This window comes from Actinacidiphila sp. bgisy167, assembly GCF_057707665.1.
The window spans coordinates 64,687-90,303 of sequence record NZ_JBYIQP010000012.1 but is presented as its reverse complement, the minus strand read 5'-3'; the positions used below and the strand labels follow the sequence as shown (position 1 = coordinate 90,303).

The window sequence follows — 25,617 nt, the reverse complement described above, 5'->3', positions numbered from 1 at the left end:
TGCTCCTTCGTTCTCGCCGTTCGGGATATCGGACGACGTTCGGTTCACAGGGTCGGGGAAGGCACGGACGGGACACCGTGTGTCCGCCGCGCGGAGAGCGGTCATGGACGCAGCAGCACCTTCCCCACTGAGGGGTCCCGGCTCCCCAGCAGCTCCAGGGCGTCGGCGTACTCCTCCAGGGGCAGCTCGTGCGTGATCAGCGGTGCCGGGTCGAGGATCCCGGCGTCGAAGGCCCGTACGGCGTGCGCCCAGGCGGCAGGCGGCGCCCCGAAGACCGTGTGCACGGTCAGCTGGCGCACCACCAGGTCGGTCGGGTCGAGTCCGAGCGCCCCCGGCGCGGGGATGCCGGTCAGGGCCAGCCTGCCGCCGCGGCGCAGCAGCCCCGCCGACGCACGGGCCGCCGAGGCGGACCCGGCGGCCTCGACCACCAGGTCGTACCGCCCCTCCACGTCCGCCAGTTCACCGGCCGTGCGGAACCGCGTGGCGCCGAACTCGGCGGCCAGCTCCTCGCGGACCCGCCCGGTGCCCACCACCAGCAGCTCCGCCGGCGACACCGCCGCCAGCAGCTGCACCGCCAGCATGCCGAGCGTGCCGGTTCCGACGACCGCCACCCGCTCACCCGGCGCGGCCGGGGCCTTCAGCAGCGCCGCCGCCACACACGCGGCCGGCTCCAGGAGCGCCGCGGTGCGCAGGTCGGCGGCGTCGTCCAGGACGTGCAGCAGCCGGGCGGGCAGCGTCAGGGTGTCGGCCATGGCGCCGGGCCGGGTGAAGCCGGTCTCCTCGTACGGGGCGCTGCACAGCGTCGTCTCCCCCGCGTGGCAGCGCTCGCAGACCTGGCAGTTGCGGAAGCCCTCGCCGACGGCCTTCCGGCCCACCAGCCCGGGGGCCACCCCGGCGCCCACCGCCTCCACCGTGCCGGACCACTCGTGCCCCGGGGTGACGGGGTAGCGCACGTACCCCTCGGGGCGGGTGCCGGCGTACATCTCGCGGTCGCTGCCGCAGATGCCCGCGGCGTGCACCCGGACCAGCGCCTCGCCCGGACCCGGCGGCACCGGTTCGGTCGGCGCGATCCGGTGCCGGCCGGGCCCGTCGAGCACGACGGCGCGGGGGGTGCGGACGGTCACCGCGTGCCCTTCGGCTTCCGGCGCTCCCAGCCCTCGGCCCACAGGTCGAACCGGGCCTGCTGCTGCGGGAACTCGGCGGCGGCGTCGACGTCGAGCTCGACACCGAGGCCCGGGGCGTCCGAAAGGGTGAAGTACCCGTCCTCGCCCACCACGGGAGCGCCCTTGACCACCTTCTTGATCTCGGAGTCCGCGAAGTCGTTGAAGTGTTCCAGGATCTTGAAGTTGGGGGTGCACCCGGCGAGCTGGAGGCTCGCGGCGGTGAGTACGGAGCCCCCGACGTTGTGCGGGGCGACCAGCACGTAGTGGGTCTCGGCGGTAGCGGCCAGCTTGCGGACCTCGTTGATGCCGCCGATGTGCCCGAGGTCGGGCTGGATGACGTCGGCGGCCTGCAGCTCGAACAGCTCGCGGAACTCGTAGCGGTCGTGGATGCGCTCACCGGTCGCGATCGGCAGGTCGGTGTGGGCGGCCACCTTCGCCAGGGACTTGAGGTTCTCCGGGGGCACCGGCTCCTCGATCCAGCTGGGCTTGAAGGGCGCCAGCTCCTTGGCCACGCGGATCGCGGTCGCCGGGCTGAACCGGCCGTGCATCTCCACCAGCAGCTCGACCTCGGGGCCGATCGCGTCGCGCACGGCCTCGATGAGGGATATGGAGTAGGAGGTCGCCGCGTGGTCCAGCTCGAAGTGGCCGGTGCCGAAGGGGTCGATCTTCAGCGCCCGGTAGCCGCGCTCCACGACCGCGCGGGCGGCCTTGTGGTAGGCCTCCGGAGTGCGCTCGGTGGTGTACCAGCCGTTGGCGTACGCCTTGACCTTCTCGTTCACCTTGCCGCCGAGCAGCTGCCAGACGGGGACGCCGAGGGCCTTGCCCTTGATGTCCCAGCAGGCCATCTCGACGAGGGCGATGCCCGACATGACGATCTCTCCGGCCCGCCCGTAGTCGCCGTACTTCATCCGGCGGACCAGGTCCTCGACCGCGAACGGGTCGGAGCCGGCTATGTGGTTGACCTCCGCCTCGCGGAGGTAGCCGAGCAACGCGTCGGTGTGGCCGAGCATGCGGGTCTCACCCACGCCGGTGAGTCCCTCGTCGGTGTGAACGAGGATGTAGGTGAGATTCCGCCAGGGAGTGCCCACGACATGGGTGCTGATGCCGGTGATGCGCACGGGAAGCCGCCCCTCACAGGGTGTCGTTCGAGATTTCGTCACACGTTCGAAATGCTGAAGGGAACGTAGTTACGGGTCCCGGCGGTGTCAATGGGTGTGTCGGGCAGGTGTCTGCGATGTTGCCGAGTTGAGTCCGTTCGCGGGTGGCGCGTGCCGCATCGGCGTCCGAAACGCCGGACGCCGATGCGGTCCTGGGTCCACCCGGCCCGGTCGGCCCGGTCGGGGCCCGGTCAGCCGCCGGCCGCGCCCGGCCCGAAGGCCGCCGCGTACACCAGCCGAGCGAGTTTGGCCTGACCCGCCTCACTCGGATGGAACCAGTCCCATTTGCTCAGCTCCTTCTGGGTGAATCTGTAGTCGAAGACCATGCCGCCGTCGTAGCGGCAGCGCTCATGGCGCGCGCACTCCTGGCGCAGGACGTCGTTGTACGCCATCACCCTTTCGCGTACGGTCTGCCGCCGTTTCTGAGCCTCCGAGGTCATCGACTCGGCGTCGCCGAGCATGGACGGGCACAGGCCCAGCTTCCAGACCTGCCGCCCCAGCACGTTCTGCCGGCCGACCTCCCACAGGCGCATCAGGTCGGGCACGCTCGCGACGAAGACCTGGGTCTTCGGCAGTCCGCTGTCGATGGTCCGCAGGGCGGCGGAGAAATCCCGGCGGTATTCGGCCACCGGGGTCATGCGGTCGGTGCTGCGCGCACAGGCGTCGTTGGCCCCCATCAGGATCGTCACCTGCTGCGGCCGCAGTGCGACCGCCTTCTTCGCCTGCGCCGGCAGGTCGCGCATCTTGGCGCCGCTGGCCGCCAGGTTCCAGCTCTGGGCGCTCGGCTTGTCCAGCACCCGGGCAGCCAGGCTCTCCACGGAGCTGCGGCTGCCGGTCGCCCAGGACAGGTCCGGACAGTCCGTCAGGATGCCGCAGGCGTCGTAGGCACGGGTGATGGAGTCCCCCAGGGCGGCCAGCGAGGCGGGACTGGTGTCCCACGCGTAGGCCGGGCGCTGCACCGCCCCTGGCTGCCCCGCGGTGCCGGCCTCGGCGGCGCCCGGACCGTTCGCGACCGAGCAGCCGGCCGTGAGGGCTGCCGTGAGCAGGGCGGCCAGCGTGGTGAGGGCGCCGCTGACCGCGCGCGGGAGCGACTGGCGCATCCGTTCTCCCTCGGACGAGTGGGTGACTTATCGCTGATCCCGACGGTACGTCACTCCTCGCCCCACGCCGCGCGGTAGCTTTTTCCCTGACAGGTGGTGCGAAAGAGGTGATCAGAGGTCAGATCTTGTCTCATTCGTTATGATTAGTGCAGAATGTCCACTGCTGTCCCGGATGGCTCGGTTATGGGCATGAGGCCGCTGGGGAAGGCGTACCTCGTCCCACACTGGAGGTCCCGGTGACGACACGTGGAGTTCTGTACGTGCACTCCGCGCCCCGCGCGCTGTGCCCGCACGTCGAGTGGGCCGTCGCGGGCGTGCTCGGCGTGCGTGTGAACTTGGACTGGATCCGCCAGCCCGCCTCTCCGGGCACCTGGCGGGCCGAGTTCTCCTGGCAGGGGGAAGCCGGCACCGCCTCCAAGCTGGCGTCCGCGCTGCGCGGGTGGAACCTGCTGCGCTTCGAGGTCACGGCGGAGCCCTGCGCCGGCGCCGAGGGGGAGCGCTACAGCAGCACCCCCGAACTCGGCATCTTCCACGCCGTCACCGGCATCCACGGGGACATCCTCATCCCCGAGGACCGGTTGCGCGCCGCGCTCGCCCGCGCCCGCAAGGGCGAGGCCGACCTGGAGACGGAAGTCGCCAAGCTGCTCGGCAAGCCGTGGGACGACGAGCTGGAGCCCTTCCGCTACGCGGGGGAGGGTGCGCCGGTGCGTTGGCTGCATCAGGTCGTCTGACGCTGAACCTTCCACCCTGGCGCCGTGGTGTTTTCGGGTGACGGCGGTTCTTGGCCGCGGGTCGCGGCGGTGCCGGGCCACCACACCTTGGCGCCGATGTCCACGACCAGTGCGGGCAGCAGCAGCGAACGCACCAGCAGCGTGTCCAGCCGCCGCTACGCGGGGGAGGGTGCGCCGGTGCGTTGGCTGCATCAGGTCGTCTGACGCTGAACCTTCCACCCTGGTGCCGTGGTGTTTTCGGGTGACGGCGGTTCTTGGCCGCGGGTCGCGGCGGTGCCGGGCCACCACACCTTGGCGCCGATGTCCACGACCAGTGCGGGCAGCAGCAGCGAACGCACCAGCAGCGTGTCCAGCAGCACGCCGAAGGCCACGATGAAGGCGATCTGCACCAGGAAGGCCAGCGGGATCACGCCGAGCGCCGCGAAGGTCGCCGCCAGCACCACGCCCGCCGAGGTGATCACCCCGCCGGTGGCGGTGAGCCCGCGCAGCACGCCCTGCCGCGTGCCGTGCAGGAGCGTCTCCTCGCGGACCCGCGTCATCAGGAAGATGTTGTAGTCCACGCCGAGGGCGACCAGGAAGACGAAGCCGTACAGCGGCACCGAGGCGTCCGTCGCGGAGAAACCGAACACGTGGCGGAAGACCAGCGCCGAGACCCCCAGCGTGGCGGCGAAGTTGAGGGCCACTGTGGCGACCATGATCAGCGGCAGCAGCAGGCTGCGCAGCAGGGCCGCCAGGATCACCAGGATGATCGCGAGGACGATGGGGACGACGAGGGTGCGGTCGCGCTCGGCGGTGTGCTGGGTGTCCACCTGCTGGGCCGTGTAGCCGCCGACCACCGCCTCCGCGCCGGGCACGGCGTGCACGGCCGCGCGCAGCCGCTGCACGGTGGCCTTGGCCGCGTCGCTGTCGGCGGCGTCCTTCAGTGTCACCTCCAGCAGGAACCGGCCGCCGGCGACGAGCGGCTCGCCCCCGCCGGGACGGCCCGAGGCGGTCAGCGGTGCTACGGAGGCGACGCCGCCGGTGCCCGCCGCGGCCCGGGTGACCGGGTCGAGCCGGTCGGCCTCCGCGATGACCACGGCGGGGTTCCCCGAACCGCCGGGGAAGTGCTCGCCGAGGGCGCGCTGGGCGGTCACGGAGGGCGCCTGGCGGACGAAGATCTCGTCCAGCGGCACGCCCCGGGCGGTCAGCATCGGTGCGAAGGCCGCACAGCCCACCAGCACCGCCAGGCTCACCGCCCAGACCCGGCGCGGCGTGCGGTCCACGAGAGCCGCGACCCGCCGCCACACACCCTCCCCCTCCGGACGCCTCTCCCGCGGCCGGGCGGGCCAGTAGGCGGTCCGGCCGAACAGCAGCAGCGCCGCGGGAAGGAAGGTCAGGCTGCTCGCGACCGCGCAGACGATGCCAATGGCGCCGACCGGCCCCAGGGCCCGGTTGTTGGTGAGGTCGCTGGCCAGCAGGGCGAGCAGGCCGAGGGCCACGGTGGCCGCGCTGGCGACGATTGCCCCGGCGGACCGGCGCAGCGCCGCGCGCATCGCCGCGAACCGGTCGTCGCGCGCCGCGAGTTCCTCCCGGAAACGGGCGGCGAGCAGCAGGGCGTAGTCGGTCGCCGCGCCGATGACGAGGATCGACAGGATGCCCTGGACCTGGCCGTCGACCCGGACGGTCCCGCGGTCCGCCAGCGCGTACACCACCCCGCAGGCCAGGGCGAGCGAGAAGACCGAGCCGACGATGATGACCAGGGGCAGCAGCACCGCGCGGTAGACCAGCAGCAGGATCACCAGCACCACACCGAGCGCGGTGAACAGCAGCAGCCCGTCGATTCCCGCGAAGGCGTCACCGAGGTCGGCCTGCGAGGCCGCGGGACCGGCCACGTGCGCGGTGGTACCCGCCACCCCGGCCGCCGACCGCGCGATCCGGTCGACGGCGTCGCCGACCTCGCGGCCGAGGTCCGGCCGGAGCTGTACGACGCCCTGCAACGCCCGGCCGTCGTCGGAGCGCAGCACGGGGGAGGGGCGCCCGGTCACCCCCTGCGTGCCGGCCAACGAGGCCAGGGCGGCCGTGGCGGCCCGCTGCTGGGCGTCGGTCACCGTGCCCCGGTCGGCGGTCCAGACGACGATCGCGGGTACGGTCCCGTCACGGCTGAACGCCTCCCGCTCGGCGATGGCCTTCGTCGACTCGGCGCTGCGCGGCAGGAAGGAGGCCTGGTCGTTGATGGAGACCTCGCCGAGCTTGCCCGCGTACGGGCCCAGGGCGCCCCCGACGCCCAGCCAGGCGACCAGCATCACCACGGGCAGCAGCCATCGGACGACGCGCGGCAGGGAAGTCATCGCTCTCTCCCGTGGGATGCGGAACCGGGGACCTCTTCGCGGGGAGAATACATCTCACCGATTGACTATCTTCACCATTGAGGTTATTTACGATGGGGGAGTGTCCGACAACCTCCAGGACGAGTCCCCGACCGGACTGCGCGCCTTCGCCGTGCAGCTGCGCCGCATGAACAGCGAGTTCAACCGCGTCGCGCAGGACTTCGCGCAGAGCCAGAAGCTGCACCACACCGACGTGCAGGCGCTGGTGGCCGTCCTGGACGGCGACGGCCGCGGAGGGGCCATGACCCCCGGTCTGCTGCGCGAACGCCTCAACCTCACCTCCGGTGCCGTCACCGCCTGCCTGGACCGGCTCGAACGCGCCGGGCACATCCGCCGCACCCGCGACGCCGCCGACCGCCGCGTGGTCCACCTGCACTACGCCCCGCGCGGCAGGGAGGTGGCGCGCGAGTTCTTCCAACCCCTGGCGGAGCGCACCGATGCGGCGCGCGCCCGCTTCACCGAGGACGAACTCGCCGTCGTCCTGCGCTTCCTGGCCGCGATGAACGACGAGCTGACCGCCCTGCGCGCCCCCGACCAGGACTGAGCGGGCCTTACGGCCCCGCCGCGCCCGCACGGGCCGCGGCGGCGATGTTGCGCGCCATGCCGCCGAAGACCACGGAGTGGAAAGGCGACACGCTCCACCAGTACGCATGCCCCGCCAGCCCGCGCGGATGGAACAGGGCCCGCTGCCCGTAGACGGTGCGCCCGGCGTCGTCCCGGCCGACCGTCAGTTCCAGCCAGGCGAGCCCCGGCAGACGCATCTCGGCGCGCAACCGCAGCAGCCGGCCCGGCTCGATCTCCTCCACCCGCCAGAAGTCCAGCGAGTCGCCCGCCCGCAGGTGCGCCGCGTCCCTCCGTCCCCGGCGCAGCCCCACCCCGCCGACGAAGCGGTCGAGCCAGCCGCGCACGGCCCAGGCCAGCGGGAAGGAGTACCAGCCGTTGTCGCCGCCGATGCCCTCGATGACCCGCCACAGCGCCCCGGGTGAGGCGTCCACGACCCGCTCGCGGTGGTCGGTGTACAGGGAGCCGCCCGCCCAGCCCGGGTCCGTCGGCAGCGGGTCGCTCGGCGCCCCCGGCACCGCGGCCGAGGACCAGCGGGTGACCACGTTCGCCTCCCGGATGCGCTGCAGCGCCAGGCGCAGCGCCGACTCGACGCCGATCATTCCCCCGGGCGGATCGGGGACCCACCGCGCGATGTCGTGGTCCCGGCAGACGACCTCGTACCGCAGCGACTCCGTGAGCGGTCGTGCGAGGGACGCCGGAACCGGGGTCACCAGCCCCACCCAGTGGCTCGACAGGCGCGGCGTCAGCACCGGCACCGGCACGATCAGGCGCCGCGGCAGCCCCGCCACCTCGGCGTACTTCAGCATCATGGCGCGGTACGTGAGCACGTCCGGGCCGCCGATGTCGAAGGCGCGGCTCACCCGCGGCGGCAGCGTGGCGCAGCCCACGAGGTAGCGCAGCACGTCCCGTACGGCGATCGGCTGGATCCGGGTGCCCACCCAGCGGGGGGTGACCATCACGGGCAGCCGCTCGGTGAGGTAGCGCAGCATCTCGAAGGAGGCCGATCCGGAGCCGATGATCACCGCCGCCCGCAGCGCGGCCGTGGGCACGCCGGAGTCGAGCAGCACCCGGCCCACCTCGGCACGTGAACGCAGGTGCGGGGAGAGCTCCCGCTCGGGTGCCCCGGCCGGGGTCAGGCCGCCCAGGTACACGATCCGCCGCACGCCCGCGGCCCGCGCGCGGGAGCCGAAGACCTCCGCGGCCTCGCGGTCGGTCCGCTCGAAGTCCCGCCCGCTGCCCAGGGCGTGCACGAGGTAGTACGCGACGTCCACACCCTCCATCGCCGCCGCAACCGACCGCGGGTCGGTGACGTCGCCCCTGACGATCTCGACCTCCCCCGCCCACGGGTGGTCGCGCAGCTTGCCGGGCGTACGGGCCAGGCAGCGCACCCGGTAGCCGGCCGCCAGCAGTTCCGGGACGAGCCGGCCGCCGATGTAGCCGCTGGCGCCCGTCACCAGGCAGGTGAGGCTCATCGCGGGCTCGCCGCGTCCCGGGCGAAGGGGCCGGCCGCAGGCTCGGGCGGCAGCAGGGCGCGCACCAGGGCCCCCCGTGCTCCCAGAACCCCCAGCGCTCCCAGAGCCCCCAGCGCTCCCAGGGCCGCCACCGCCGTCAGGGCGACCGGGAGCAGAAGCGGTACGAGCGGGGCCCCGGCACGCGGCGGGGCCGGCGCGGGCAGCGGCGGGACCGCGACCGGGCGGGCGGCGGTCCGCAGGCGCGGGCTCATCGGACTCCTTCCGTTTCCGGGGCGGCGGTGGTGCCTGCCGAGGGGACGACGGGCGGCACCGGGCCCCTCCGGGCCCCGGTGGCGCGCGGGGCCGGAGGACGGCCGGGCGTACCCGGGAGGGGACGGGCCTCGGGCGTCACCGCGGGCGCCCCACCGGCCGTGGCGCGCCGGCGCGCGCTTCGTCACCGTAAGTCATCGGATCGCCCCTTCCCTGAGGCTCTCCGTCATTATCGGCCGCCCTCCGCGGTGCCGCCCGCCACATCATCCGGCGCTGCGCCCGGGGCACCCCGGACCTCCGCGCCGTCGGGCCGCGCGCCACGGGCGTCGCGGAAGCGGGCGAGGGCCCCGCCGAGGTCGACCAGGGGAGCCGGGTAGCGCAGGGCCGCCCGTTCGGCCTCGGGGAGCTGCCAGGGGCGGTGCACGGCGCCGCCCTCCACACCGGCCAGTTCCGGCACCCAGCGGCGGACATAGGCGCCGTCCGGATCGAAACGGCGGGCCTGCACCAGGGGGTTGAGCACCCGGTTCGGGCGGGTGTCGGTGCCGGTGCCCGCCACCCACTGCCAGTTCAGCTGGTTGTTGGCGATGTCGCCGTCCACCAGCCACTCCAGGAAGTGCGCGGCGCCGATCCGCCAGTCGACGTACAGCGTCTTCGCCAGGAAGCTCGCGGCCAGCAGCCGTGCCCGGTTGTGCATCCAGCCCTCGTGCCGCAGCTGGCGCATCGCCGCGTCGATCACCGGGTAGCCGGTGCGTCCCGCCCGCCACGCCTCCGCCTCCGGGCCGTCGCCGCGCCAGCGGTCGCCGCGCGGCCGCAGGTCCCTGGAGGCGGCGTCGGGGCGGGCGGCCAGCACCTGGTGATGGAACTCCCGCCAGGCGAGCTGCCGTACGAAGGCGTCCGCGCCGGGACCGCCCGCGTCGCGGGCGCGCCGGACCAGCTCGGTGGCCGACAGGCAGCCGAAGTGCAGATACGGCGACAGGCGCGAGGTGGCGTCGCCCGCCAGATCGTCGTGGCGGTCCTCGTAGGCGGCGAGTCCCGACGCGCTCCAGGCCCGCCAGCGCTCGCGCCCCTCGGTCTCCCCTCCGGCGGGCAGCCCGGGTGACGTGCCCCCCGGCGCCTCGGGCAGCGGCCGGGACACCACGCCGTCCGGGACCGGGACCGTGTGGGGCGCGCCCAGCGGGTCGCGCAGCTCCACGGCCTGCCAGTGGCCGAAGTACGGCGTGAAGACCCCGAAGCTGTCCTTGCCGGCCGGGGTCACCGCGCCGGGCGGCACCGCGGTCAGCACGGAGTCGTGCACCCGCAGTTCGCGCCGGGCACCGGTCAGCGCCGCCCGCAGCCGCTCCTCACGCCGCGCGGCGTAGCGGCTCACCCCGGCGGCGACATGCACCTGGCGGGCGTCGGTCTCCTCCGCGACCCGGCACGCCTCGCGCGCCACGTCCCCGCGGCGCAGCACCAGCCGGCCGCCGCGTCTGCGCAGCCCCGCGTCCAGGTCGGCGAGGCAGTCCGCGAGGAACGCGGCGCGGTTGGGGGTGGCGAAGCCCGCGGCCTCGATGGCCTCGTCGAGCACGAACAGGGGCACGACCTGTTCCGCGGAGTCCAGGGCGGCCCGCAGGACAGGGTTGTCGTGCAGCCGCAGGTCGGCGGTGAACAGGCAGATCGACGTCGTCAAGTCCGGTGCTCACTCCTCCTGGCCGGGGTCCCGCCCGGTGAGCCTAGGACGCGGCTCCTCCCCGCGGCGTGAGGCGCACCGTCCCGTCCTGCCGCGTCGAGATCCGCGCGCCGGCGGGCGGGGCCGCGCCGGGTGTCCTCACCCCGCTCGTGCCGACGTCGGTCTCCTGCCCATGCCCCGGGGCCCCGACCCCGCTGCCCGGGGCACGCGAGGTCGAGGCGACCCGCGCGGAGGCCGCTGGTCCGGGGGCCGCCGCCAGGGCGCGCACCGGTGGCCTCGGGGAGAGGGCGGCGCCCGTGTCCTTGGGGAGGCGGATTTTTGGGGTCCTCGCACCACCTGGCGGTCTACGGTCGTGACGCAGGGGGCGTGCGCGGGCTGCCGGACCGGGCGACCCACCGGCGCGGCGGTCACCGTCGCCAGGCGTCCGTACCGGCCGTCCGCGACCGCGGAGGGCTGCGGGGACGCCGGCGGCCGCAGGCCGCGCCCTGGCGCGGGGCGCACCCTCCGGCTTGCAGCGTCCGGCGTCCGGCCTGCGGCGCCGCGAGCGCTGCGGATGGGTCCGTCGTACCGTGGCAGTCATGTCCGACACCACCTCAGTAGCAGTCCTGGGCACCGGCATCATGGGTGCCGCGATGGCCCGCAACCTCGTCAGGGCGGGCCTCGACGTCCGTGTGTGGAACCGTACGAAGGAGAAGGCCGAACCGCTCGGCAAGGACGGCGCACGCGTCGCCGACACCCCCGCGGAGGCGGTGGACGGCGCCGACGTGGTGCTGACCATCCTGTTCGACGCGGACTCCGCCCTCGACACCATGCGGCAGGCGGCGCCGGGCCTGCGCAAGGGCGCGGTCTGGGCGCAGGCCACGACCGCGGGCGTGGGCGCCCCGGGGGCGTTCGTGCAGTTCGCCCGCGAGCACGGCATCGTGTACCTCGACTCGCCCGTGCTGGGCACCCGGCAGCCCGCGGAGAACGGGCAGCTCCTGGTGCTGGCCGCCGGGCCGCAGGAGGCCCGGCAGCGGGTCGCGCCGGTCTTCGACGCGATCGGCAGCCGCACCGTGTGGGTGGGGGAGGACGCGGCCGAGGGCACGGCCAGCCGCCTGAAGCTGGTGATCAACAGCTGGGTGCTGACCGTCACCCATGGCACCGCCGAGGCCCTCGCGCTGGCGAAGGGCCTCGGCGTGGACGCCGCGGACTTCCTCAAGGCCGTCTCCGGCGGCCCCCTCGACATGGGCTATCTGCAGGCCAAGGGGGCGTCGATCCTGGCCGGCGACTTCGCCCCCAGCTTCGGCGTGCGGACCGCGGAGAAGGACGCCCGGCTGATCGTGGAGGCGGGGGAGTTTGTCGGCGTCCGGCTCGACGTGGCAGCGGCCGGCGCCGAACGTTTCCGCCGCGCGGCCGAACTCGGGCACGGCGAGGAGGACATGGCCGCCTCGTACTTCGCGAGTTTCGAGAAGTGATCAGCTGATGTGCGGGAAGAGGCTGGTGAAGGACGCGGCCGCCTCGACCGCGTCCCGGCCGAAGGGGGCGTCCAGGTCCCAGATGAGGAAGAGAAGGAAGGCGATCAGGGCGCTGTAGAGCCCGGCGAGGACGAGTTCGCGTCGGGAGCGCCTGATCTGCAGGCCGAAGATCAGCCCGACCGCGACGAGGGCGCCGGTGACCAGGCCGAACCACACCACCCCCGGCATGGTCGGTCCGGCGTTCTCGCCGCGCGCGGTGCGCGCGTCGTCGACGGCCGCGACCTGGTCGACGATCGGCTGGTACGCCTGGTTGGCCAGCGGGGTGCGCGGTTCGAAGCCCGTCACGTCGCGGCGCAGCCGGTCCAGGAGTTCCGAGCCGCGGCGGGTGTTCTCCCCGTGCTCGAGCATGTGGGGCAGTTCGGTGCGCGCGACGTAGGAGACGTACGCGTCCACGTCGGCGTGCACCTGGTCGCGCACGTCGGCCGGGTAGACCTGGACGCGCTGCCGTACCTCGTGCAGGGCCTGGGTCTCGCGGTGCAGGGTGTCCTCGGCGGCGCCGCGCGCCTCCCACACGCCGGCGATGGCGAGGCCGAGGACGATGGCGTACACCACGCCGATCATCATCGTCATGTACTCGATGACGTCGGGGGTCTCCGAGGGGTCGTCGTCATCGCCGATACGGCGCTGGTTGATGAGCACGATGGTCAGCACCACGGCGCAGGCCGCGGCCATCACGATGCCCAGGACGAGCCAGTCCGACATCGGTCACCTCCGAGAGCGGGCTTGGGAGCGGGGCTTGAGCGCTGCGGCGGACAGGACCGCCGGGGCCGTGACGAGCAGCATCAGGTGGACGATGCTCGGCCCCTGGGGCGGGGGCGGCGCGCTCGCTTTGCGGTAGGCGACGGGCGGGAGTTCCGCGCGCTGTGCGGGAGTCGGCGTGGGCGTCGGGGGCGGGGTCGGCGTGGGCGTCGGAGCCGGCGGTGGGGGCGGGGTGGGTTTCGGAGCGGCTGGGGCTGGGGGCGGCGGTGGGGGAGGGGGCGGCGGTGGGGGAGGGGGCGGTGGGGGAGGGGTGGGTGTGGGGCGCGGCGCGGGCGCGCAGGGCTGCCTCCAGGACACCGAGGCCCGTGAACCGCCGCTGCCCGTACGGGCCTTCACCGTCGACTCGTACGCGGGGCAGTGCCGCCGCCGGACGGTCGCGGACGAGCCGTGCTTTCCCGTCCGGGCCTCCACGGTGTCCGCGCCGTGGGTGACCCGGGCGTGTGTCTCCCCGTCACGGGTGGTCTCGACCCGGACGGCGCCGCCGCCGACCTCCACCCGCAGGGTCCCGTCGGGCAGGTACCGGACCACGGGCGGGCCCGGTGGCCCCGGCCGGTCGTGCGCGTGCGCCGTCCCCCCGGCCGCCCCCGGCACCAGCACCGTCAGCGCCGCGACCGCCGTGAGGCCGGCCGCCCTGAGAGTCCGCGCGGATGGGCGGGGCGGCGTCGCGGGTCGATGGCTCTCGCCTGGCGGCGTTGTCGTCGGTCGCCGCAGCTCCGCTGCGTCTCTCTCCGCCGTGCCGGACTCGGCCCTCCACCCGCTCCTCGGTCCACCCCACCTACCCGGGCGGCCTCTTAGCCAGATGCTCATGCTCACGATGGTGCGCGGCGCCGCACGCGGCCATCCGGGGGATGGGTTCAATCCCCCCGAAGGGCTGATTCGTCAGCTCAGTACGCGCCGCAGCGCACGCCGGGCGCGGTCGGGGGCGCCGCGGTCGCCGAAGAGCTGGACGGCGTGGTTGAGGGAGAAGTAGATCCCGTGCAGCTCGAAGACGAGCTGTTCCGGGTCGGTGTCCGGGGGCAGGTCGCCGTGTTCCACGGCGGCCCGGATGTCGCGGTTCAGCCGGCGCCGCCAGACGGCGTAGAGCCGGGCGACCGCGTTCCGTACCGGCCCCTCGCGGCCGTCGAACTCCACGGCGGAGGCGGTGAACAGGCACCCGCCGGGGAAGGCCTCGCGTTCGCGGTCGAGGTAGGTGACCCAGGCCTCGCAGATCGCGGTCAGCCGGGCGAGGCCCGGGGAGGCCCCCGAGGCGGGCACCCACACGGCCCTGGTGAAGATCTCCGATGCCCGCCGCAGGGCGGCGATCTGCAGCGCCTCCTTGGTGCCGAAGTGGCCGAGCAGCCCGGATTTGCTGATGCCGAGGTCGGCCGCGAGCCGACCGATCGTGAGGCCTTCCAGCCCCTCCACGGAGGCGACCGCGACGCTGCGTTCGATGATCCGCTCGCGGGTGTGCCGTGCCTCGGCGGCGGACTTTCGTGGGCTCATCCCGCCATCGTAACCACCTCTCCAGATTTAGAGTCCGATCGGTCGGTCGCTATAGTTCCGCCATGACTGCATCCCGTATCGCCGCCGTGGGGCACCACCAGCCGCACCGCGTCCTCACCAACGACGACCTGGCAGCCATGGTCGACACCAGTGACGCCTGGATCAGGCAGCGCACCGGCATCGCCACCCGGCACATCGCCGGCGAGGACGAGACGGTCGCCGACATGGCCGCCGCCGCCGCCGGCAAGGCACTCGCCGCGGCGGGCCTGGACCCTTCCGAGATCGACCTGGTCGTCGTGGCCACCTCCAGCGCCATGGACCGCTCCCCCAGCACCGCCGCCCAGGTCGCGGCCCGGCTCGGCATGACCGCGCCGGCCTCCTACGACCTCAACAACGCGTGCGCGGGCTTCACCACGGCGCTCGCCGCCGCAGACCACTCCGTCCGGGCCGGCGCCGCCCGGCACGCCCTGGTCATCGGCGCCGAGAAGATGTCCGACCTCACCGACTGGAGCGACCGCAGCACCTGTGTCCTGCTGGGCGACGGCGCCGGCGCGGCCGTCCTCAGCGCCACCGACGCCGCTGCGGGGGCGCTCCCCGGCGTCGGCCCGGTCGTGTGGGGCTCGGACCCCACCCGCGCCGACGCGGTGCGGCTGGCCGGCTCCTGGCAGCCCCGCTTCGCCCAGGACGGCCAGGCGGTCTTCCGCTGGGCCACCACGACCCTCGCCCCGATCGCCGAGGAGGCCTGCCGCCGTGCCGGCGTCGCGGCGGGCGAGCTCGGCGGCATCGTGACGCACCAGGCCAACCTGCGGATCATCGAGGCCGTCGTGCGGGAACTGGGTGCCCCGCAGGCGGTGGTGGCCCGTGACGTCGTCGACTCCGGCAACACCTCCGCGGCCTCGGTGCCGCTCGCCTTCTCCAAGCTCGTCGAGCGCGGCGAGCTCACCCCGGGCGCCCCCGTGCTGCTGCTGGGCTTCGGCGGCGGGCTCTCCTGGGCCGGGCAGGTCGTCGGCTGCCCCTGAGCCGGGAGACGACCGAGGGCCGGTCGCCGCGCGAGCGGCTGACCGGCCCTCAGAGGTGCCGTACGGCTCAGGCCTTGAAGGCCATGACCACGTTGTGGCCGCCGAAGCCGAAGGAGTTGTTGATGGCCACGATCGGGCCCTCGGGCAGCTTCCGGGCCTCGGTGGAGACCAGACCGGGGTCGATGTCCTCGTCCAGCTCGGTGATGTTGATCGTCGGCGGGGCGATCCGGTGGTACAGGGCGAGGACGGTGGCGACCGTCTCGATGCCGCCGGCGCCACCGAGCAGGTGACCGGTCATCGACTTGGTGGCGGAGATGGCCACGTGGTCGAGGTGCTCGCCGAGCACCTTGCGCAGTGCCTTGACCTCGGCGACGTCACCCTGCGGGGTGGAGGTCGCGTGCGCGTTCAGGTGCGCGATCTGCGCCAGGTCCAGGCCGGTCGCGGCGATCAGCTGCTCCAGCGCGGCGGCGATGCCGCGGCCGGTGGGCTCCGGCTGCGCGATGTGGTGGGCGTCCGAGGACAGGCCCTGGCCCAGCACCTCGGCGTAGACCCGGGCACCGCGCTTGGCGGCGTGCTCGGCCGACTCCAGGACGACGACGCCCGCGCCCTCGCCGAGGACGAAGCCGTCACGGCCCTTGTCGTACGGGCGGGAGGCGCCCTGCGGGTCGTCGTTGTTCTTGGACATCGCCATCATGTTGGCGAACGCGGCGATCGGCAGCGGGTGCACGGCCGCCTCGGTGCCGCCGGCCACCACGACGTCGGCGCGGCCGGAGCGGATCATCTCGTACGCGTAGCCGACGGCCTCGGCGCCGGACGCGCAGGCGCTGACCGGGGTGTGCACACCGGCGCGGGCGTTGACCTCGAGGCTGACGTTGGCCGAGGGGCTGTTCGGCATCAGCATCGGCACGGTGTGCGGGGACACCTTGCGCGGGCCGGAGTTCTTGAGGTTGTCGTACTGGTCGAGCAGCGTGGTGACGCCGCCGATGCCGGAGGCGATGACCGTGCCCAGGCGGTCGGGGTCGACCGAGCTGTCCTCGCCGGCCTTGGCGGTGAAGCCGGCGTCGGCCCAGGCCTCACGGGTGGCGATCAGGGCGAACTGCGCCGAACGGTCCAACTTGCGGGCGACCGGGCGGGGCAGGACCTCCAGCGGCTCGACGGCGATCTGTGCGGCGATGCGCACCGACAGCTCGGCGGCCCAGTCCTGCTCCAAGGGTCGGACGCCGGAACGTCCGGCGGTCAACCCTTCCCAGGTCGACGCGCTGTCCCCGCCCAGCGGAGTGGTTGCGCCGATACCGGTGACGACCACGGAGTGATTGGTCGGGCTCACAGGGATTGTCTCTCCACGTCTAGAAGGGCGGGCGACAGACACGTCGTCCTGGGGTGGTTCAGTCTCAGGCCTGGGCCTTGAGGATGTAGTCGACGGCGTCGCCGACGGTCTTCAGCTGCTTGACGTCGTCGTCCGGGATCTTGACCTCGAAGCGCTCCTCGGCGGCGACGACGACCTCGACCATGGACAGCGAGTCGACGTCCAGGTCGTCGGTGAAGGACTTGTCCAGCTGGACGTCCTCGGTCGGGATGCCGGCGATCTCGTTCACGATCTCCGCGAGACCCTCGACGATCTCTTCCTGGGTGGCCATGGTGGCGCTCTCCTTCTTCGTGCTGGTTACTGCGGGCTGCGGCGGGCGGGAGTGCGCGCCGCGTGAGTGTTGCCTAGGGGAGGGTAACGACAGTGGCGGCGTAGACCAGCCCTGCCCCGAACCCGATGATCAGTGCCGTGTCGCCGCTCTTGGCCTGACCGGTGGCGAGCAGGCGCTCCATCGCGAGCGGAATCGACGCGGCGGAGGTGTTGCCGGTGGTCTCGACGTCGCGGGCGACAGCGACGTGCTCCGGCAGCTTGAGCGCCTTGATCATCGAGTCGATGATGCGCATGTTGGCCTGGTGCGGGATGAAGACATCCAGGTCGTCCGCGGTGATCCCGGCGGCGTCCAGCGCCTGCTGGGCCACCTTGGCCATCTCGAACACCGCCCAGCGGAAGACGGTCTGACCCTCCTGGGTGATCGCGGGGAACTTCAGCTCCCCGTCCTCGGCCACCGGCAGCTGCGCGACGTCGCCCACGCGGAAGCGGTCCCACGGCACGGTCTGGGTGATGGTGCCCGCCTTGTCGCCCTCCGAGCCCCAGACGGTGGGGCCGATCTCGGGCTCGTCGGCGGGGCCGATGATCACGGCGCCCGCGCCGTCGCCGAAGAGGAAGGCGGTGGCGCGGTCCGTCTTGTCCGTCAGGTCGCTCAGCCGCTCGACGCCGATCACCAGGACGTGCTTCGCGCTGCCCTCGGAGACCATGCCCTTGGCGAGGGTCACCGCGTAGGTGAAGCCCGCGCAGCCCGCCGAGATGTCGAAGGCGGCCGGCTTGCCCGCGCCGATCCGGTGCGCGATCTCGGTCGCGACGGCCGGGGTCTGCTTGAAGTGCGAGACGGTGGCGACGATGACGCCCTCGATGTCCTCGGCCGAGATCCCCGCGTCGGCGATGGCCTTGCCCGCGGCGGTGATCGACATCTCGGCTACGGTCTCGTCCGGGCCGGCCCAGTGCCGGGAGGCGATGCCGGAGCGCGAGCGGATCCACTCGTCGCTGGACTCGATGTTCTCCAGGATCACCTCGTTGGGCACCACGCGGGTCGGCCGGTAGCCGCCGACGCCCATGATGCGCGCGTACGGGGAGCCTTTGCTGGGCCTGATCTTCGCCATGTGTGCGGGGACTCCTATTCCTGGGTGCCGTGCTCGGCCACGATCACGCGGGCGGCCTCGAGGTCGTCGGGGGTCTTCAGGGCCAGGGTCGTGACGCCGGGCAGCGCGCGCTTGGCCAGGCCCACCAGGGTGCCACCCGGGACCAGTTCGATGATCGCGGTGACGCCGAGTTCCTTGAAGGTCTCCATGCACAGGTCCCAGCGGACCGGGTTGGACACCTGGGACACCAGGCGGGAGACGATCTCGGCGCCCGAGCGCACGACCGTGCCGTCGGTGTTGGACACGTACGGCAGCGCCGGGTCGGAGACCGCCAGCGTCTGCGACAGCTCCTCCAGCACGGCCACGGCCGGAGTCATGTGGTGGGTGTGGAACGCGCCCGCCACCTTCAGCGGGATGACCCGCGCCTTCTCCGGCTTGTCCGAGGCCAGCTCGGCGAGCTGCTTGGCCGTGCCGGCCGCCACGATCTGTCCGGCGCCGTTGATGTTCGCCGGGGTGAGCCCGAGCTTCTCCAGGTGGGCGACGACCGCCTCCGGGTCCCCGCCGAGCACGGCCGCCATGCCGGTCTCGGTGACCGCGGCGGCCTGGGCCATCGCGGTGCTGCGGGTGCGGACGAAGGTCATCGCCGACTCGGCGCTCAGTACGCCGCCGACGGTCGCCGCCGTGATCTCACCGACGCTGTGACCGGCCACGGCGCCCAGCGCGGACCGCGCGGCGGCCGTGTCGCCGAACAGCTGCTCCGCCGCGAGCAGTCCGGCCGCGACCAGCAGGGGCTGGGCGACGGCGGTGTCACGGATCTCCTCGGCGTCCGCTGTGGTGCCGAAGCGGGTGAGGTCGAGACCGGCGGTCGCGGACAGACCGTCGAGACGGCCGGCGACACCGGGGAGTTCGAGCCAGGGGTTCAGGAAGCCGGGGGCCTGGGCGCCCTGGCCGGGAGCGACGAGTACGAGCACGCTTTCAACTCTCTCCTGCGCGGGGCGATCCCCGCCCGTGGGGACAGGGACCAAGAACCGACGGGCGATTTGTTGGTGTCCCACAAAGGCTCCGAGCGCATCTAGGGTGTCTGCCCGGACTCGGAGAGTCGGCCCAGGATGAGAGCGATGCGTAGGGTGAAGGCGGAGCGTACGTCCGAGGGCGACCACCCGGTGACGTCCGTCACACGCCGGAGCCGATAGCGAACGGTGTTGGGGTGAACGAACAACATCCGGGCGGCTCCTTCCAGCGACGAGGCCTGTTCGAGGTAGACGGACAGCGTCTCCAGCAGTGCCGAACCAGCTTCCTCCAACGGCCTGTAGATCTCCTCCACCAGCTGATCGCGGGCGTGTCGGTCGCCCGCCATCGCGCGCTCGGGGAGCAGGTCGTCGGCGAGCACCGGGCGCGGCGCGTCGGGCCAGGCGGCGCACGCCCGCAGGCCCGCGGCCGCCGCCTGGGCGGACTTCGAGGCCGCGAGGAGGTCCCCGACCACGGGCCCGGCCACCACGGGCCCGGGCGCGAACGGCCCGATCAGCGCCTTGGCGACCCGCAGCGGTTCGCCGTCGCCGCCCGCGACCACGATCAGCCGGTCCCCGAGCACTCCGGTCAGCACCTGCAGCTTGGCGTGGCGCGCCGCCCGCCGGATCGCCTCGACGGTGAGCTCGCTGTCGCCGTTCGGCGCCGTGCCGAGCACCACCACGATGTTGTCGGGGGAGCTCCAGCCGAGCGCCGCCGCCCGCGACAGCACGCCTTCGTCCGCCTCGCCGGAGAGCACCGCGTTGACCACCAGGGACTCCAGCCGGGCGTCCCAGGCGCCGCGTGCCTCGGCGGCCTGCGCGTACACCTGGGCCGTCGCGAAGGCGATCTCCCGCGCGTACACCAGCAGCGCCTCGCGCAGCACGGACTCGTCTCCGGGGGCCGCGACCTCGTCGATCGCCGACTCCATGACCTCGATGGTGGTGCGCACCATCTCCACCGTCTGGCGTAGCGAGATCGCCCGGGTCAGCTCGCGCGGGGCGGTGCCGAAGACGTCGGTGCTGATCGCCTGCGGGGTCTCCGGGTGGCGGAACCACTCCGTGAAGGCCGCGATCCCCGCCTGGGCCACCAGCCCGATCCACGAGCGGTTCTCCGGGGGCATGGCCCGGTACCAGGGCAGCTGTCCGTCCATCCGCGCGATCGCGGCCGCAGCCAGGCGCCCCGCGGACTTCTCCAGCCTCCTCAGCGTGGCGGAGTGCGGGTGGTCGCGGGCGGGGTCGAATGCGTTGAGCGCGGGTTCTGGCACGGGTACAAGCCTGCCTTATCCGGGCGGATGGATGGCACGGACCCCTCACCTGCGCGCTCCGTGGCTCGGCGCGGAGGCTCCGGGGGGCCGTCCCGCCGGCGCCGCAGCGCGGGGCGGTCCGGCGAGGCGGTCGGCGCCGTGCCCCGTTGACGGGGCCCGACCCGGCCGGGGCCCTATGACGGTCACCGCCCGGTCCGCGCCGGTCCGGCACGGCGGCCGTTCTCCCGCGGCGCCGGTCAGACCTCTGCCAGCACCGCGTCCGTGAGCGCCGGCCACACCGGCAGGGCCCACTCGCCGAAGTCGCGGTCCGTCAGGACGACACAGGCGACGCCGGCTTCGGGGTCGACCCACAGGAAGGTGCCGGACTGGCCGAAGTGGCCGAAGGTGCGGGGGGAGGACGCGGCGCCCGTCCAGTGCGGTGACTTGCGGCCCCGGATCTCGAAGCCCAGGCCCCAGTCATTGGGGTTCTGGCCGCCGTAGCCGGGCAGCACGCCCTTCAGGCCGGGGAAGGCGACGGAGGTCGCCGCGGCGACGGTCTGCGGGGCCAGCAGTCGCGGCGCCTGCAGCTCCGCGGCGAAGCGGACCAGGTCGTCGACGGTGGATACCGCGCCCGCGGCCGCCGAACCCGGGCAGTCTGTGGCCCGCATGCCGAGCGGCTCCAGCACCGCCTGCCGCAGGTACTCGGCGAACGGGATCCCGCTGGCCTTGGCGATGTGGTCGGCCAGCGCGTCGAAGCCGGCGTTGGAGTAGATCCGCCGCGTGCCGGGGGCCGCCATGGCCCGGTGCTCGTCGAAGGCGAGGCCGGAGGCGTGGGCGAGCAGATGCCGTACGGTCGAGCCCTCGGGGCCGGCCGCCTCGTCGAGCTCGATCGCGCCCTCCTCGACCGCGACCAGCGCCGCGTAGGCGGACAGCGGCTTGGTCACCGAGGCCAGCCGGAAGCGCCGCCCCGTCTCGCCGTACGACCCGACGACCGTGCCGTCACGGCGCACGACCGCCGCCGCGGCCGTCGGGACAGGCCAGTTCTCGATCGCGCTCAGGCTGCTCAGGCTCCGCATGACCGCGAGCCTAACGAATGGCCTTGCCTGGAGTGCACTCCAGGGTTTTAGCGTGGAGGCTATGACCGTGACGCAGGTGGCCAAGAGTGAGCCCGGCAGCGTGCTCAGCTGCTCCGAGGGTGCACGGCACCCGCTCCCGGACGGCAGGGACCGCTACACGATCAGCGAGGTGGCGGACATCACCGGTCTGAGCGCCCACACGCTGCGCTGGTACGAGCGCATCGGGCTGATGCCCCACGTCGACCGCTCGGCCACCGGGCAGCGCCGCTTCACCAACCGGGACCTCGACTGGCTGGCCTTCGTCGGCAAGCTGCGGCTGACGGGGATGCCGGTCGCGGACATGGTCCGCTACGCCGAACTGGTGCGGCTGGGGGACCAGACCCTCTGCGCCCGCCGGGAGCTCCTGGAGTCGACCCGGCGCGACGTGCGGCGGCGGATCGCCGAGCTGCGGGACACCCTCGCGGTCCTCGACCACAAGATCGACACCTACGCTGACGCCCGTCGGGCGCCGGAGAGGGCATGAAAGGCATGAGCGACAACAGCAAACCGATCGCCAAGGTCGCGCTCGGTACGGATGGCCCCCTGGTCGGTGTGCAGGGCCTGGGCTGCATGGGCATGAGCGAGTTCTACGGCCCCACCGACGAGGCCCCCGCCCGCGCCACCCTGGAGGCGGCACTGGACCTCGGGGTCACGCTCTTCGACACCGCCGACATATACGGCCTGGGCGCCAACGAGGAGTTCATCGCGCCCTTCGTCCGCGCGCACCGGGACGAGATCACCCTGGCCACCAAGTTCGGCATCGAACGCAAGGCCGACGATCCGCATCACCGGGGTGTGCGCAACGACCCGGAGTACATCCGGCAGGCCGTCGACGGCAGCCTGCGCCGCCTCGGCGTGGACGTCATCGACCTGTACTACATGCACCGCCGCGACCCCGCCGTGCCGCTGGCCGAGTCCGTCGGCGCGATGGCCGAACTCGTGCGGGCGGGGAAGGTCAGGCACCTGGGCCTGTCGGAGGTGACCGGGGCCGAACTGCGCGAGGCCCACGCCGTGCACCCGGTCGCGGCCGTGCAGTCGGAGTGGTCGCTGTTCAGCCGTGACGTGGAGATATCGCTGACTGGTGCCGCCGCCGACCTGGGCGTGGCCCTCGTGCCGTACTCCCCGCTGGGCCGCGGGTTCCTCACCGGCTCCTTCCAGGACGCCTCGCAGTTGTCCGCGGACGACTTCCGGCAGTACCAGCCCCGCTTCTCCGGGGAGAACGCCAAGCGCAACCTGGACCTGCTGGAGCCGCTGCGCGAGATCGCGACGGCGCACGGCGCCACGCCCGCCCAGATCGCCCTGGCGTGGGTGCAGCAGCGGGCGCGGGTGCACGGGCTGGCCGTCGTGCCGATTCCGGGTACGCGCAGGGCCGAGCGGGTGCGGGAGAACGTGGCGGCGACGCGGATCGTGCTGGACGAGGGCGAGCTGGGGCGGTTGGAGCCGATCGCGGGGCAGGTCGCGGGTGACCGCTACCCGGACATGTCCTCGACGTCGGCGGCGCGCGAGTAGCTGTCGCGGTCCGGGGCGGGCCGTGTCCGCGCGGTCCGCTGGATCGCCGCGACGACCGCCGCCGCGAGCGGCAGCGACTCGTGGACGAGCCCGTAGCCCAGACCGAAGACCACGGTGGCCGGGTCGTCGTCCGGGTTGCCGGCGCCGCGGCCGTCGCCGTCACGCGGCAGCAGCCGCAGATGGCCGCCGAGCATCTCGGGGGAGCGCCAGTCCACCCCGGACAGCTCGCTGACCGGGAAGTGCTGGTCACCTGCCTTCCACTTGGCGGTCGAGGCGCCGGTCCAGAACCAGCGGAAGGACACCGTCTCGCCGTCGAAGGAGGCCTTGCCGTCGTAGGCCTTGAACGACAGGGGCGCCGAGGGCGCCTCCACCAGGTGCCGAGGGGCGGGGCCGGCGTCCGCGCCGCCCCCGGCGGCGGTGATCGCGGAGAGCAGCTGCTCGGCGTAGTACTCGGCCAGCAGCTCCCGCTCGGCGGGCAGCACCAGACGGTAGGGGTCGGAGATCTCCTTGAGCTGGCCCCGCGCGGCCACCATCAGCGGATCGGCGCCCTGCCGCGGAAGCGCGCGCAGCACGACCGTGCCCCGCCGCCACGGGGCGAGCTCCACGCCCGACAGGGCCGCGTACGGCAGGCGCCGCCGCGCCAGGGTCTGCAACAGCTTCGAGTTGCGCATGCCCCGCTCGTAACGGATGAGCACCGCATCGGCGTCGAACTCCCATACGGCGTTGGATCCGGCCAATACGTCACCCATACGGGTCATGGTAGGCCGCGTCGTCGTTTCGGGAACCGGCCGGGCACGGCCGGACTAGGCCATGTCCGCCGTGCAGTCGCTGCCGGGGGCGCACCGGACGTGCGCGTAGCGGCCGAGGGCGATGCTGGTGAAGTTGGCGAGGCTGTCGGTGCCGGCGCGGAAGTACCCCGCGTGCCCCTCGGCGGCATCGGAGGTCACCACACGGGCGCCGAAGGATCGGGAGACGGGGTCGGCGCCGTGCCCGAGCCCGGCGAACTCCATGTGCGGTACGTCGCTGATCCAGTCGGTGCTGTCGCGTGTCGCCCACACCCGGGCGGTCGTGCCGAGGTCGGCCGCCTTGTCCACCCGCATCCCGGGGCTGCCGAGGACGATGATGTCGGAGACCCGGCCGTGCGGCAGTTCGGGGGCGGCGACCCCGCACAGCACCGAGCCGTAGGAGTGGCAGAACAGCGCGACGTGGCCGCGGGCCGGCAGCGCCCGTACCAGCGCGGCCAGCCGGACGGCGCCCTGCTCGGCCAGCTCCCCGGTGGAGGCGTCCAGCCCGACGCCCTGCGGGGTGGTGTAGTCGGCCCAGGCGATGACCGCCGTGCGCGTGCGGGGGGCTGCGGCACGCTCGGCGGAGTACAGGGAACGCGCCATCCCGACCGGGGCGCGGGTGGGATCGGCCGCACGTTCGAAAGAGAGCACGTCGGTGTCGACGCCGGGCACGACGAGCGCCACGCGCTCGGCGTCGCCGAGGTCGCCGAAGACCTCGGCGGCCCGGCCGCGGCCGGTGGGATCGAAGGCGAGGATCTGTCGTCCGCCGGCGAGCAGGGAGGCGTAGCGGTCGGCCCGCTGCGCGGCGTCCTGGCGGCCCTCTGCGGTCAGTTCGGGGCTGTGCGAGCGGGCGGTCTCCTCGGCGCGGGCCGTGACGAGCGAGCGCCGGTTGGCCTGGTAGCGCAGCGTGAGCGGGGCGCCGTCGAGGTTGCCCACGACGAGCGGGTAGCGGTCGGCGAGCCGCTTGCCCGACTCCGGTCCGATCGCGCCGAAGAAGCGCGCGATGACGCCCGGGGCCGCCTGGGGGTCGGGGAGCGGACGCCCGCCCACCGAGCCGTGCCGCCACGCGGCGGTGGCCACCGACAGCGCGTTCCCGCCGCCCTCGTGGTGGCGCAGCACGGTCCAGCCGGTGGTCGCCAGCATCACGAAGACCACGGCAAGGGCCAGGAAGGCGCGCAGGGAGGGGGAGCTGAATCGCTCGTCGGCGAGGTTCACTGGGGGACACCCTAGGAGACGCCGTACACCGCCCGGAGCACGCAGTGACTCACGTCACGTTTGGAGCAGGGAGATTCCGGACAGACCGCGGTGTTCGTCCCAGGGCTGCGCCAGGACCGGGACCAGCAGGTCGAGATGCTCCTCGGTGATCCGGCGGATGGACTCCACAGTGGTCTCGTCGCCGTTGCCCCACAGGCGCTGCGCCGCCCGGATGACCCCGCCTACGGCCGACACCAGCACCCGCGGCCGCGGGTCGGCCGGGTCCAGGCCCTCGCGGGCGGCGATGACCGAGGCCAGCTGCTCCTCGACGAGCGCCGAGTGGCGCATCTGCGCGGACAGCAGCGTCGGCGTCGACTCGATCACCCGGTACATCGCCATGTACGTGGGCAGCGGTACGACGGCGGCGATGACGGCGCCGATGCTGTGCCAGGACTCGTTCAGCGCCGCGCGCAGCGCCTCGAAGGGGGCCTCGCCGGCCGGGCGCTCGGCCACCGCGCCGACGAAGGCCGCCTCGACGATGTCCTCCAGTGCGAGCGCGACCTCCTCCTTGCCCGCGAAATAGCGGAAGAAGGTGCGCTGCGAGACCTCCACCTCCGCGGCGATCTCGTCGACGGTCGTGCGCTCGTACCCCTTGACGACGAACAGCTCGATCGCCGCCCGTATGAGGGCGTCGCGCGTGCGCCGCTTCTTGCGTTCGCGCAGCCCGCACACGGGTGCCGCGCACGTCGCGTGCTTCATCTGCCGTCCACCTCCGTTGGGGCCACGATACTTTCCGTGCA

At 73.4% G+C, this 25,617-nt stretch carries 24 protein-coding genes; 6 read left to right on the top strand and 18 right to left on the bottom strand.

The genetic code is table 11. From position 1 onward, the window contains the following. Nucleotides 1-101: 101 nt before the first annotated feature. The 3 genes from AC3ET4_RS07370 to AC3ET4_RS07360 all read right to left on the bottom strand — a co-directional run bounded on the left by AC3ET4_RS07370 (nucleotide 102) and on the right by AC3ET4_RS07360 (nucleotide 3,420). Nucleotides 102-1,124, bottom strand: coding sequence for a zinc-dependent alcohol dehydrogenase (locus AC3ET4_RS07370; protein WP_431947180.1), 1,023 nt, complete (start codon nucleotides 1,122-1,124; stop codon nucleotides 102-104). Continuing rightward, nucleotides 1,121-2,281: a mandelate racemase/muconate lactonizing enzyme family protein gene (locus tag AC3ET4_RS07365; protein WP_431947178.1), complete on the bottom strand. Its 1,161-nt coding sequence runs from the start codon at nucleotides 2,279-2,281 to the stop codon at nucleotides 1,121-1,123. The genes AC3ET4_RS07370 and AC3ET4_RS07365 overlap by 4 nt, the downstream gene beginning before the upstream one ends. Before the next feature lie 230 nt (nucleotides 2,282-2,511). Beyond that, the gene (locus AC3ET4_RS07360) at nucleotides 2,512-3,420 is read right to left on the bottom strand and encodes an SGNH/GDSL hydrolase family protein (RefSeq protein ID WP_431947176.1); all 909 of its coding nucleotides are present in this window, start codon (nucleotides 3,418-3,420) and stop codon (nucleotides 2,512-2,514) included. 236 nt (nucleotides 3,421-3,656) lie between these two features. Here AC3ET4_RS07360 and AC3ET4_RS07355 point away from each other — a divergent pair, with 236 nt between their 5' ends. After that, nucleotides 3,657-4,151, top strand: coding sequence for a DUF3145 domain-containing protein (locus tag AC3ET4_RS07355; RefSeq protein WP_431947174.1), 495 nt, complete (start codon nucleotides 3,657-3,659; stop codon nucleotides 4,149-4,151). 191 nt (nucleotides 4,152-4,342) lie between these two features. Here the strand turns inward: AC3ET4_RS07355 and AC3ET4_RS07350 are convergent, their stop codons facing one another. Continuing rightward, a complete protein-coding gene (locus AC3ET4_RS07350; RefSeq protein WP_431947172.1) occupies nucleotides 4,343-6,478 on the bottom strand; it encodes an MMPL family transporter in 2,136 nt (711 codons plus the stop codon). Nucleotides 6,479-6,644: 166 nt separating this feature from the next. Here AC3ET4_RS07350 and AC3ET4_RS07345 point away from each other — a divergent pair, with 166 nt between their 5' ends. After that, entirely contained in the window at nucleotides 6,645-7,061 is a 417-nt protein-coding gene (locus AC3ET4_RS07345; protein ID WP_431947226.1) for a MarR family winged helix-turn-helix transcriptional regulator, read from the top strand. 7 nt (nucleotides 7,062-7,068) lie between these two features. On the opposite strand, the gene AC3ET4_RS07340 is transcribed toward AC3ET4_RS07345, so the two are convergent. From AC3ET4_RS07340 to AC3ET4_RS07330, 3 genes are all read right to left on the bottom strand, one after another. Continuing rightward, nucleotides 7,069-8,553 carry an SDR family oxidoreductase gene (locus AC3ET4_RS07340; protein WP_431947170.1) on the bottom strand — a complete coding sequence of 495 codons (1,485 nt, stop codon included), beginning with the start codon at nucleotides 8,551-8,553 and terminating at the stop codon, nucleotides 7,069-7,071. Continuing rightward, nucleotides 8,550-8,804, bottom strand: a complete 255-nt coding sequence (locus AC3ET4_RS07335; protein ID WP_431947168.1) for a hypothetical protein — start codon at nucleotides 8,802-8,804, stop codon at nucleotides 8,550-8,552. The genes AC3ET4_RS07340 and AC3ET4_RS07335 overlap by 4 nt, the downstream gene beginning before the upstream one ends. A 227-nt stretch (nucleotides 8,805-9,031) precedes the next feature. Further along, entirely contained in the window at nucleotides 9,032-10,468 is a 1,437-nt protein-coding gene (locus AC3ET4_RS07330; protein ID WP_431947166.1) for a cryptochrome/photolyase family protein, read from the bottom strand. A gap of 578 nt (nucleotides 10,469-11,046) precedes the next feature. Between AC3ET4_RS07330 and AC3ET4_RS07325 the strand changes: the two genes are divergently transcribed. Continuing rightward, on the top strand, nucleotides 11,047-11,922 hold the full coding sequence (locus AC3ET4_RS07325; RefSeq protein ID WP_431947164.1) for an NAD(P)-dependent oxidoreductase: 876 nt from the start codon (nucleotides 11,047-11,049) through the stop codon (nucleotides 11,920-11,922). Here AC3ET4_RS07325 and AC3ET4_RS07320 read toward each other — a convergent pair whose 3' ends face one another. Further along, complete coding sequence (locus AC3ET4_RS07320; RefSeq protein WP_431947162.1) at nucleotides 11,923-12,684, bottom strand: bestrophin-like domain; 762 nt, start codon at nucleotides 12,682-12,684, stop codon at nucleotides 11,923-11,925. 936 nt (nucleotides 12,685-13,620) lie between these two features. After that, nucleotides 13,621-14,223, bottom strand: coding sequence for a TetR/AcrR family transcriptional regulator (locus AC3ET4_RS07315; RefSeq protein ID WP_431947160.1), 603 nt, complete (start codon nucleotides 14,221-14,223; stop codon nucleotides 13,621-13,623). Nucleotides 14,224-14,285: 62 nt separating this feature from the next. Here AC3ET4_RS07315 and AC3ET4_RS07310 point away from each other — a divergent pair, with 62 nt between their 5' ends. After that, nucleotides 14,286-15,242, top strand: a complete 957-nt coding sequence (locus AC3ET4_RS07310) for a beta-ketoacyl-ACP synthase III (RefSeq protein WP_431947158.1) — start codon at nucleotides 14,286-14,288, stop codon at nucleotides 15,240-15,242. 67 nt (nucleotides 15,243-15,309) lie between these two features. On the opposite strand, the gene fabF is transcribed toward AC3ET4_RS07310, so the two are convergent. From fabF to AC3ET4_RS07280, 6 genes are all read right to left on the bottom strand, one after another. Then, nucleotides 15,310-16,569 carry a beta-ketoacyl-ACP synthase II gene (gene fabF / locus AC3ET4_RS07305; protein ID WP_431947156.1) on the bottom strand — a complete coding sequence of 420 codons (1,260 nt, stop codon included), beginning with the start codon at nucleotides 16,567-16,569 and terminating at the stop codon, nucleotides 15,310-15,312. 64 nt (nucleotides 16,570-16,633) lie between these two features. Beyond that, nucleotides 16,634-16,879 carry an acyl carrier protein gene (locus AC3ET4_RS07300; protein WP_018556746.1) on the bottom strand — a complete coding sequence of 82 codons (246 nt, stop codon included), beginning with the start codon at nucleotides 16,877-16,879 and terminating at the stop codon, nucleotides 16,634-16,636. Between the two features lie 73 nt (nucleotides 16,880-16,952). After that, nucleotides 16,953-17,984 (bottom strand): ketoacyl-ACP synthase III, encoded by a 1,032-nt coding sequence (locus AC3ET4_RS07295; protein WP_431947154.1) that lies wholly within the window; start codon nucleotides 17,982-17,984, stop codon nucleotides 16,953-16,955. Nucleotides 17,985-17,998: 14 nt separating this feature from the next. After that, nucleotides 17,999-18,934: an ACP S-malonyltransferase gene (locus AC3ET4_RS07290; RefSeq protein ID WP_431947152.1), complete on the bottom strand. Its 936-nt coding sequence runs from the start codon at nucleotides 18,932-18,934 to the stop codon at nucleotides 17,999-18,001. Between the two features lie 101 nt (nucleotides 18,935-19,035). Continuing rightward, a complete protein-coding gene (locus tag AC3ET4_RS07285) occupies nucleotides 19,036-20,235 on the bottom strand; it encodes a PucR family transcriptional regulator (protein WP_431947150.1) in 1,200 nt (399 codons plus the stop codon). Nucleotides 20,236-20,471: 236 nt separating this feature from the next. Then, nucleotides 20,472-21,290 (bottom strand): serine hydrolase domain-containing protein, encoded by an 819-nt coding sequence (locus AC3ET4_RS07280; protein WP_431947148.1) that lies wholly within the window; start codon nucleotides 21,288-21,290, stop codon nucleotides 20,472-20,474. Nucleotides 21,291-21,351: 61 nt separating this feature from the next. Between AC3ET4_RS07280 and AC3ET4_RS07275 the strand changes: the two genes are divergently transcribed. After that, nucleotides 21,352-21,813 (top strand): MerR family transcriptional regulator, encoded by a 462-nt coding sequence (locus AC3ET4_RS07275; RefSeq protein ID WP_431947146.1) that lies wholly within the window; start codon nucleotides 21,352-21,354, stop codon nucleotides 21,811-21,813. A 5-nt stretch (nucleotides 21,814-21,818) separates the two neighbouring features. Continuing rightward, the gene (locus AC3ET4_RS07270; RefSeq protein WP_431947144.1) at nucleotides 21,819-22,838 is read left to right on the top strand and encodes an aldo/keto reductase; all 1,020 of its coding nucleotides are present in this window, start codon (nucleotides 21,819-21,821) and stop codon (nucleotides 22,836-22,838) included. Here the strand turns inward: AC3ET4_RS07270 and AC3ET4_RS07265 are convergent. Genes AC3ET4_RS07265 through AC3ET4_RS07255 form a run of 3 tightly spaced genes read right to left on the bottom strand, consistent with a single transcriptional unit; the run spans nucleotide 22,799 to nucleotide 25,576 of the window. Beyond that, nucleotides 22,799-23,587, bottom strand: coding sequence for a DUF4429 domain-containing protein (locus AC3ET4_RS07265; RefSeq protein WP_431947142.1), 789 nt, complete (start codon nucleotides 23,585-23,587; stop codon nucleotides 22,799-22,801). The two genes, AC3ET4_RS07270 and AC3ET4_RS07265, sit on opposite strands and share 40 nt — an antisense overlap. Nucleotides 23,588-23,641: 54 nt before the next feature. Then, nucleotides 23,642-24,838, bottom strand: coding sequence for an alpha/beta hydrolase (locus tag AC3ET4_RS07260; RefSeq protein ID WP_431947140.1), 1,197 nt, complete (start codon nucleotides 24,836-24,838; stop codon nucleotides 23,642-23,644). Between the two features lie 54 nt (nucleotides 24,839-24,892). After that, nucleotides 24,893-25,576 (bottom strand): TetR/AcrR family transcriptional regulator, encoded by a 684-nt coding sequence (locus AC3ET4_RS07255; protein WP_431947138.1) that lies wholly within the window; start codon nucleotides 25,574-25,576, stop codon nucleotides 24,893-24,895. Between the last annotated feature and the right edge of the window lie 41 nt (nucleotides 25,577-25,617).

What these genes read in the sequence shown, in the direction of transcription:
- AC3ET4_RS07265 (WP_431947142.1), bottom strand. Translation starts at nt 23,587, where the DNA reads ATGGGTGACGTATTGGCCGGATCCAACGCCGTATGGGAGTTCGACGCC.
- AC3ET4_RS07345 (WP_431947226.1), top strand. Translation starts at nt 6,645, where the DNA reads ATGAACAGCGAGTTCAACCGCGTCGCGCAGGACTTCGCGCAGAGCCAG.
- AC3ET4_RS07295 (WP_431947154.1), bottom strand. Translation starts at nt 17,984, where the DNA reads ATGGCGAAGATCAGGCCCAGCAAAGGCTCCCCGTACGCGCGCATCATG.
- AC3ET4_RS07315 (WP_431947160.1), bottom strand. Translation starts at nt 14,223, where the DNA reads ATGAGCCCACGAAAGTCCGCCGCCGAGGCACGGCACACCCGCGAGCGG.
- AC3ET4_RS07275 (WP_431947146.1), top strand. Translation starts at nt 21,352, where the DNA reads ATGACCGTGACGCAGGTGGCCAAGAGTGAGCCCGGCAGCGTGCTCAGC.
- AC3ET4_RS07280 (WP_431947148.1), bottom strand. Translation starts at nt 21,290, where the DNA reads ATGCGGAGCCTGAGCAGCCTGAGCGCGATCGAGAACTGGCCTGTCCCG.
- AC3ET4_RS07270 (WP_431947144.1), top strand. Translation starts at nt 21,819, where the DNA reads ATGAGCGACAACAGCAAACCGATCGCCAAGGTCGCGCTCGGTACGGAT.
- AC3ET4_RS07335 (WP_431947168.1), bottom strand. Translation starts at nt 8,804, where the DNA reads ATGAGCCCGCGCCTGCGGACCGCCGCCCGCCCGGTCGCGGTCCCGCCG.
- AC3ET4_RS07310 (WP_431947158.1), top strand. Translation starts at nt 14,286, where the DNA reads ATGACTGCATCCCGTATCGCCGCCGTGGGGCACCACCAGCCGCACCGC.
- AC3ET4_RS07360 (WP_431947176.1), bottom strand. Translation starts at nt 3,420, where the DNA reads ATGCGCCAGTCGCTCCCGCGCGCGGTCAGCGGCGCCCTCACCACGCTG.
- AC3ET4_RS07300 (WP_018556746.1), bottom strand. Translation starts at nt 16,879, where the DNA reads ATGGCCACCCAGGAAGAGATCGTCGAGGGTCTCGCGGAGATCGTGAAC.
- AC3ET4_RS07325 (WP_431947164.1), top strand. Translation starts at nt 11,047, where the DNA reads ATGTCCGACACCACCTCAGTAGCAGTCCTGGGCACCGGCATCATGGGT.
- AC3ET4_RS07340 (WP_431947170.1), bottom strand. Translation starts at nt 8,553, where the DNA reads ATGAGCCTCACCTGCCTGGTGACGGGCGCCAGCGGCTACATCGGCGGC.
- AC3ET4_RS07320 (WP_431947162.1), bottom strand. Translation starts at nt 12,684, where the DNA reads ATGTCGGACTGGCTCGTCCTGGGCATCGTGATGGCCGCGGCCTGCGCC.
- AC3ET4_RS07350 (WP_431947172.1), bottom strand. Translation starts at nt 6,478, where the DNA reads ATGACTTCCCTGCCGCGCGTCGTCCGATGGCTGCTGCCCGTGGTGATG.
- AC3ET4_RS07255 (WP_431947138.1), bottom strand. Translation starts at nt 25,576, where the DNA reads ATGAAGCACGCGACGTGCGCGGCACCCGTGTGCGGGCTGCGCGAACGC.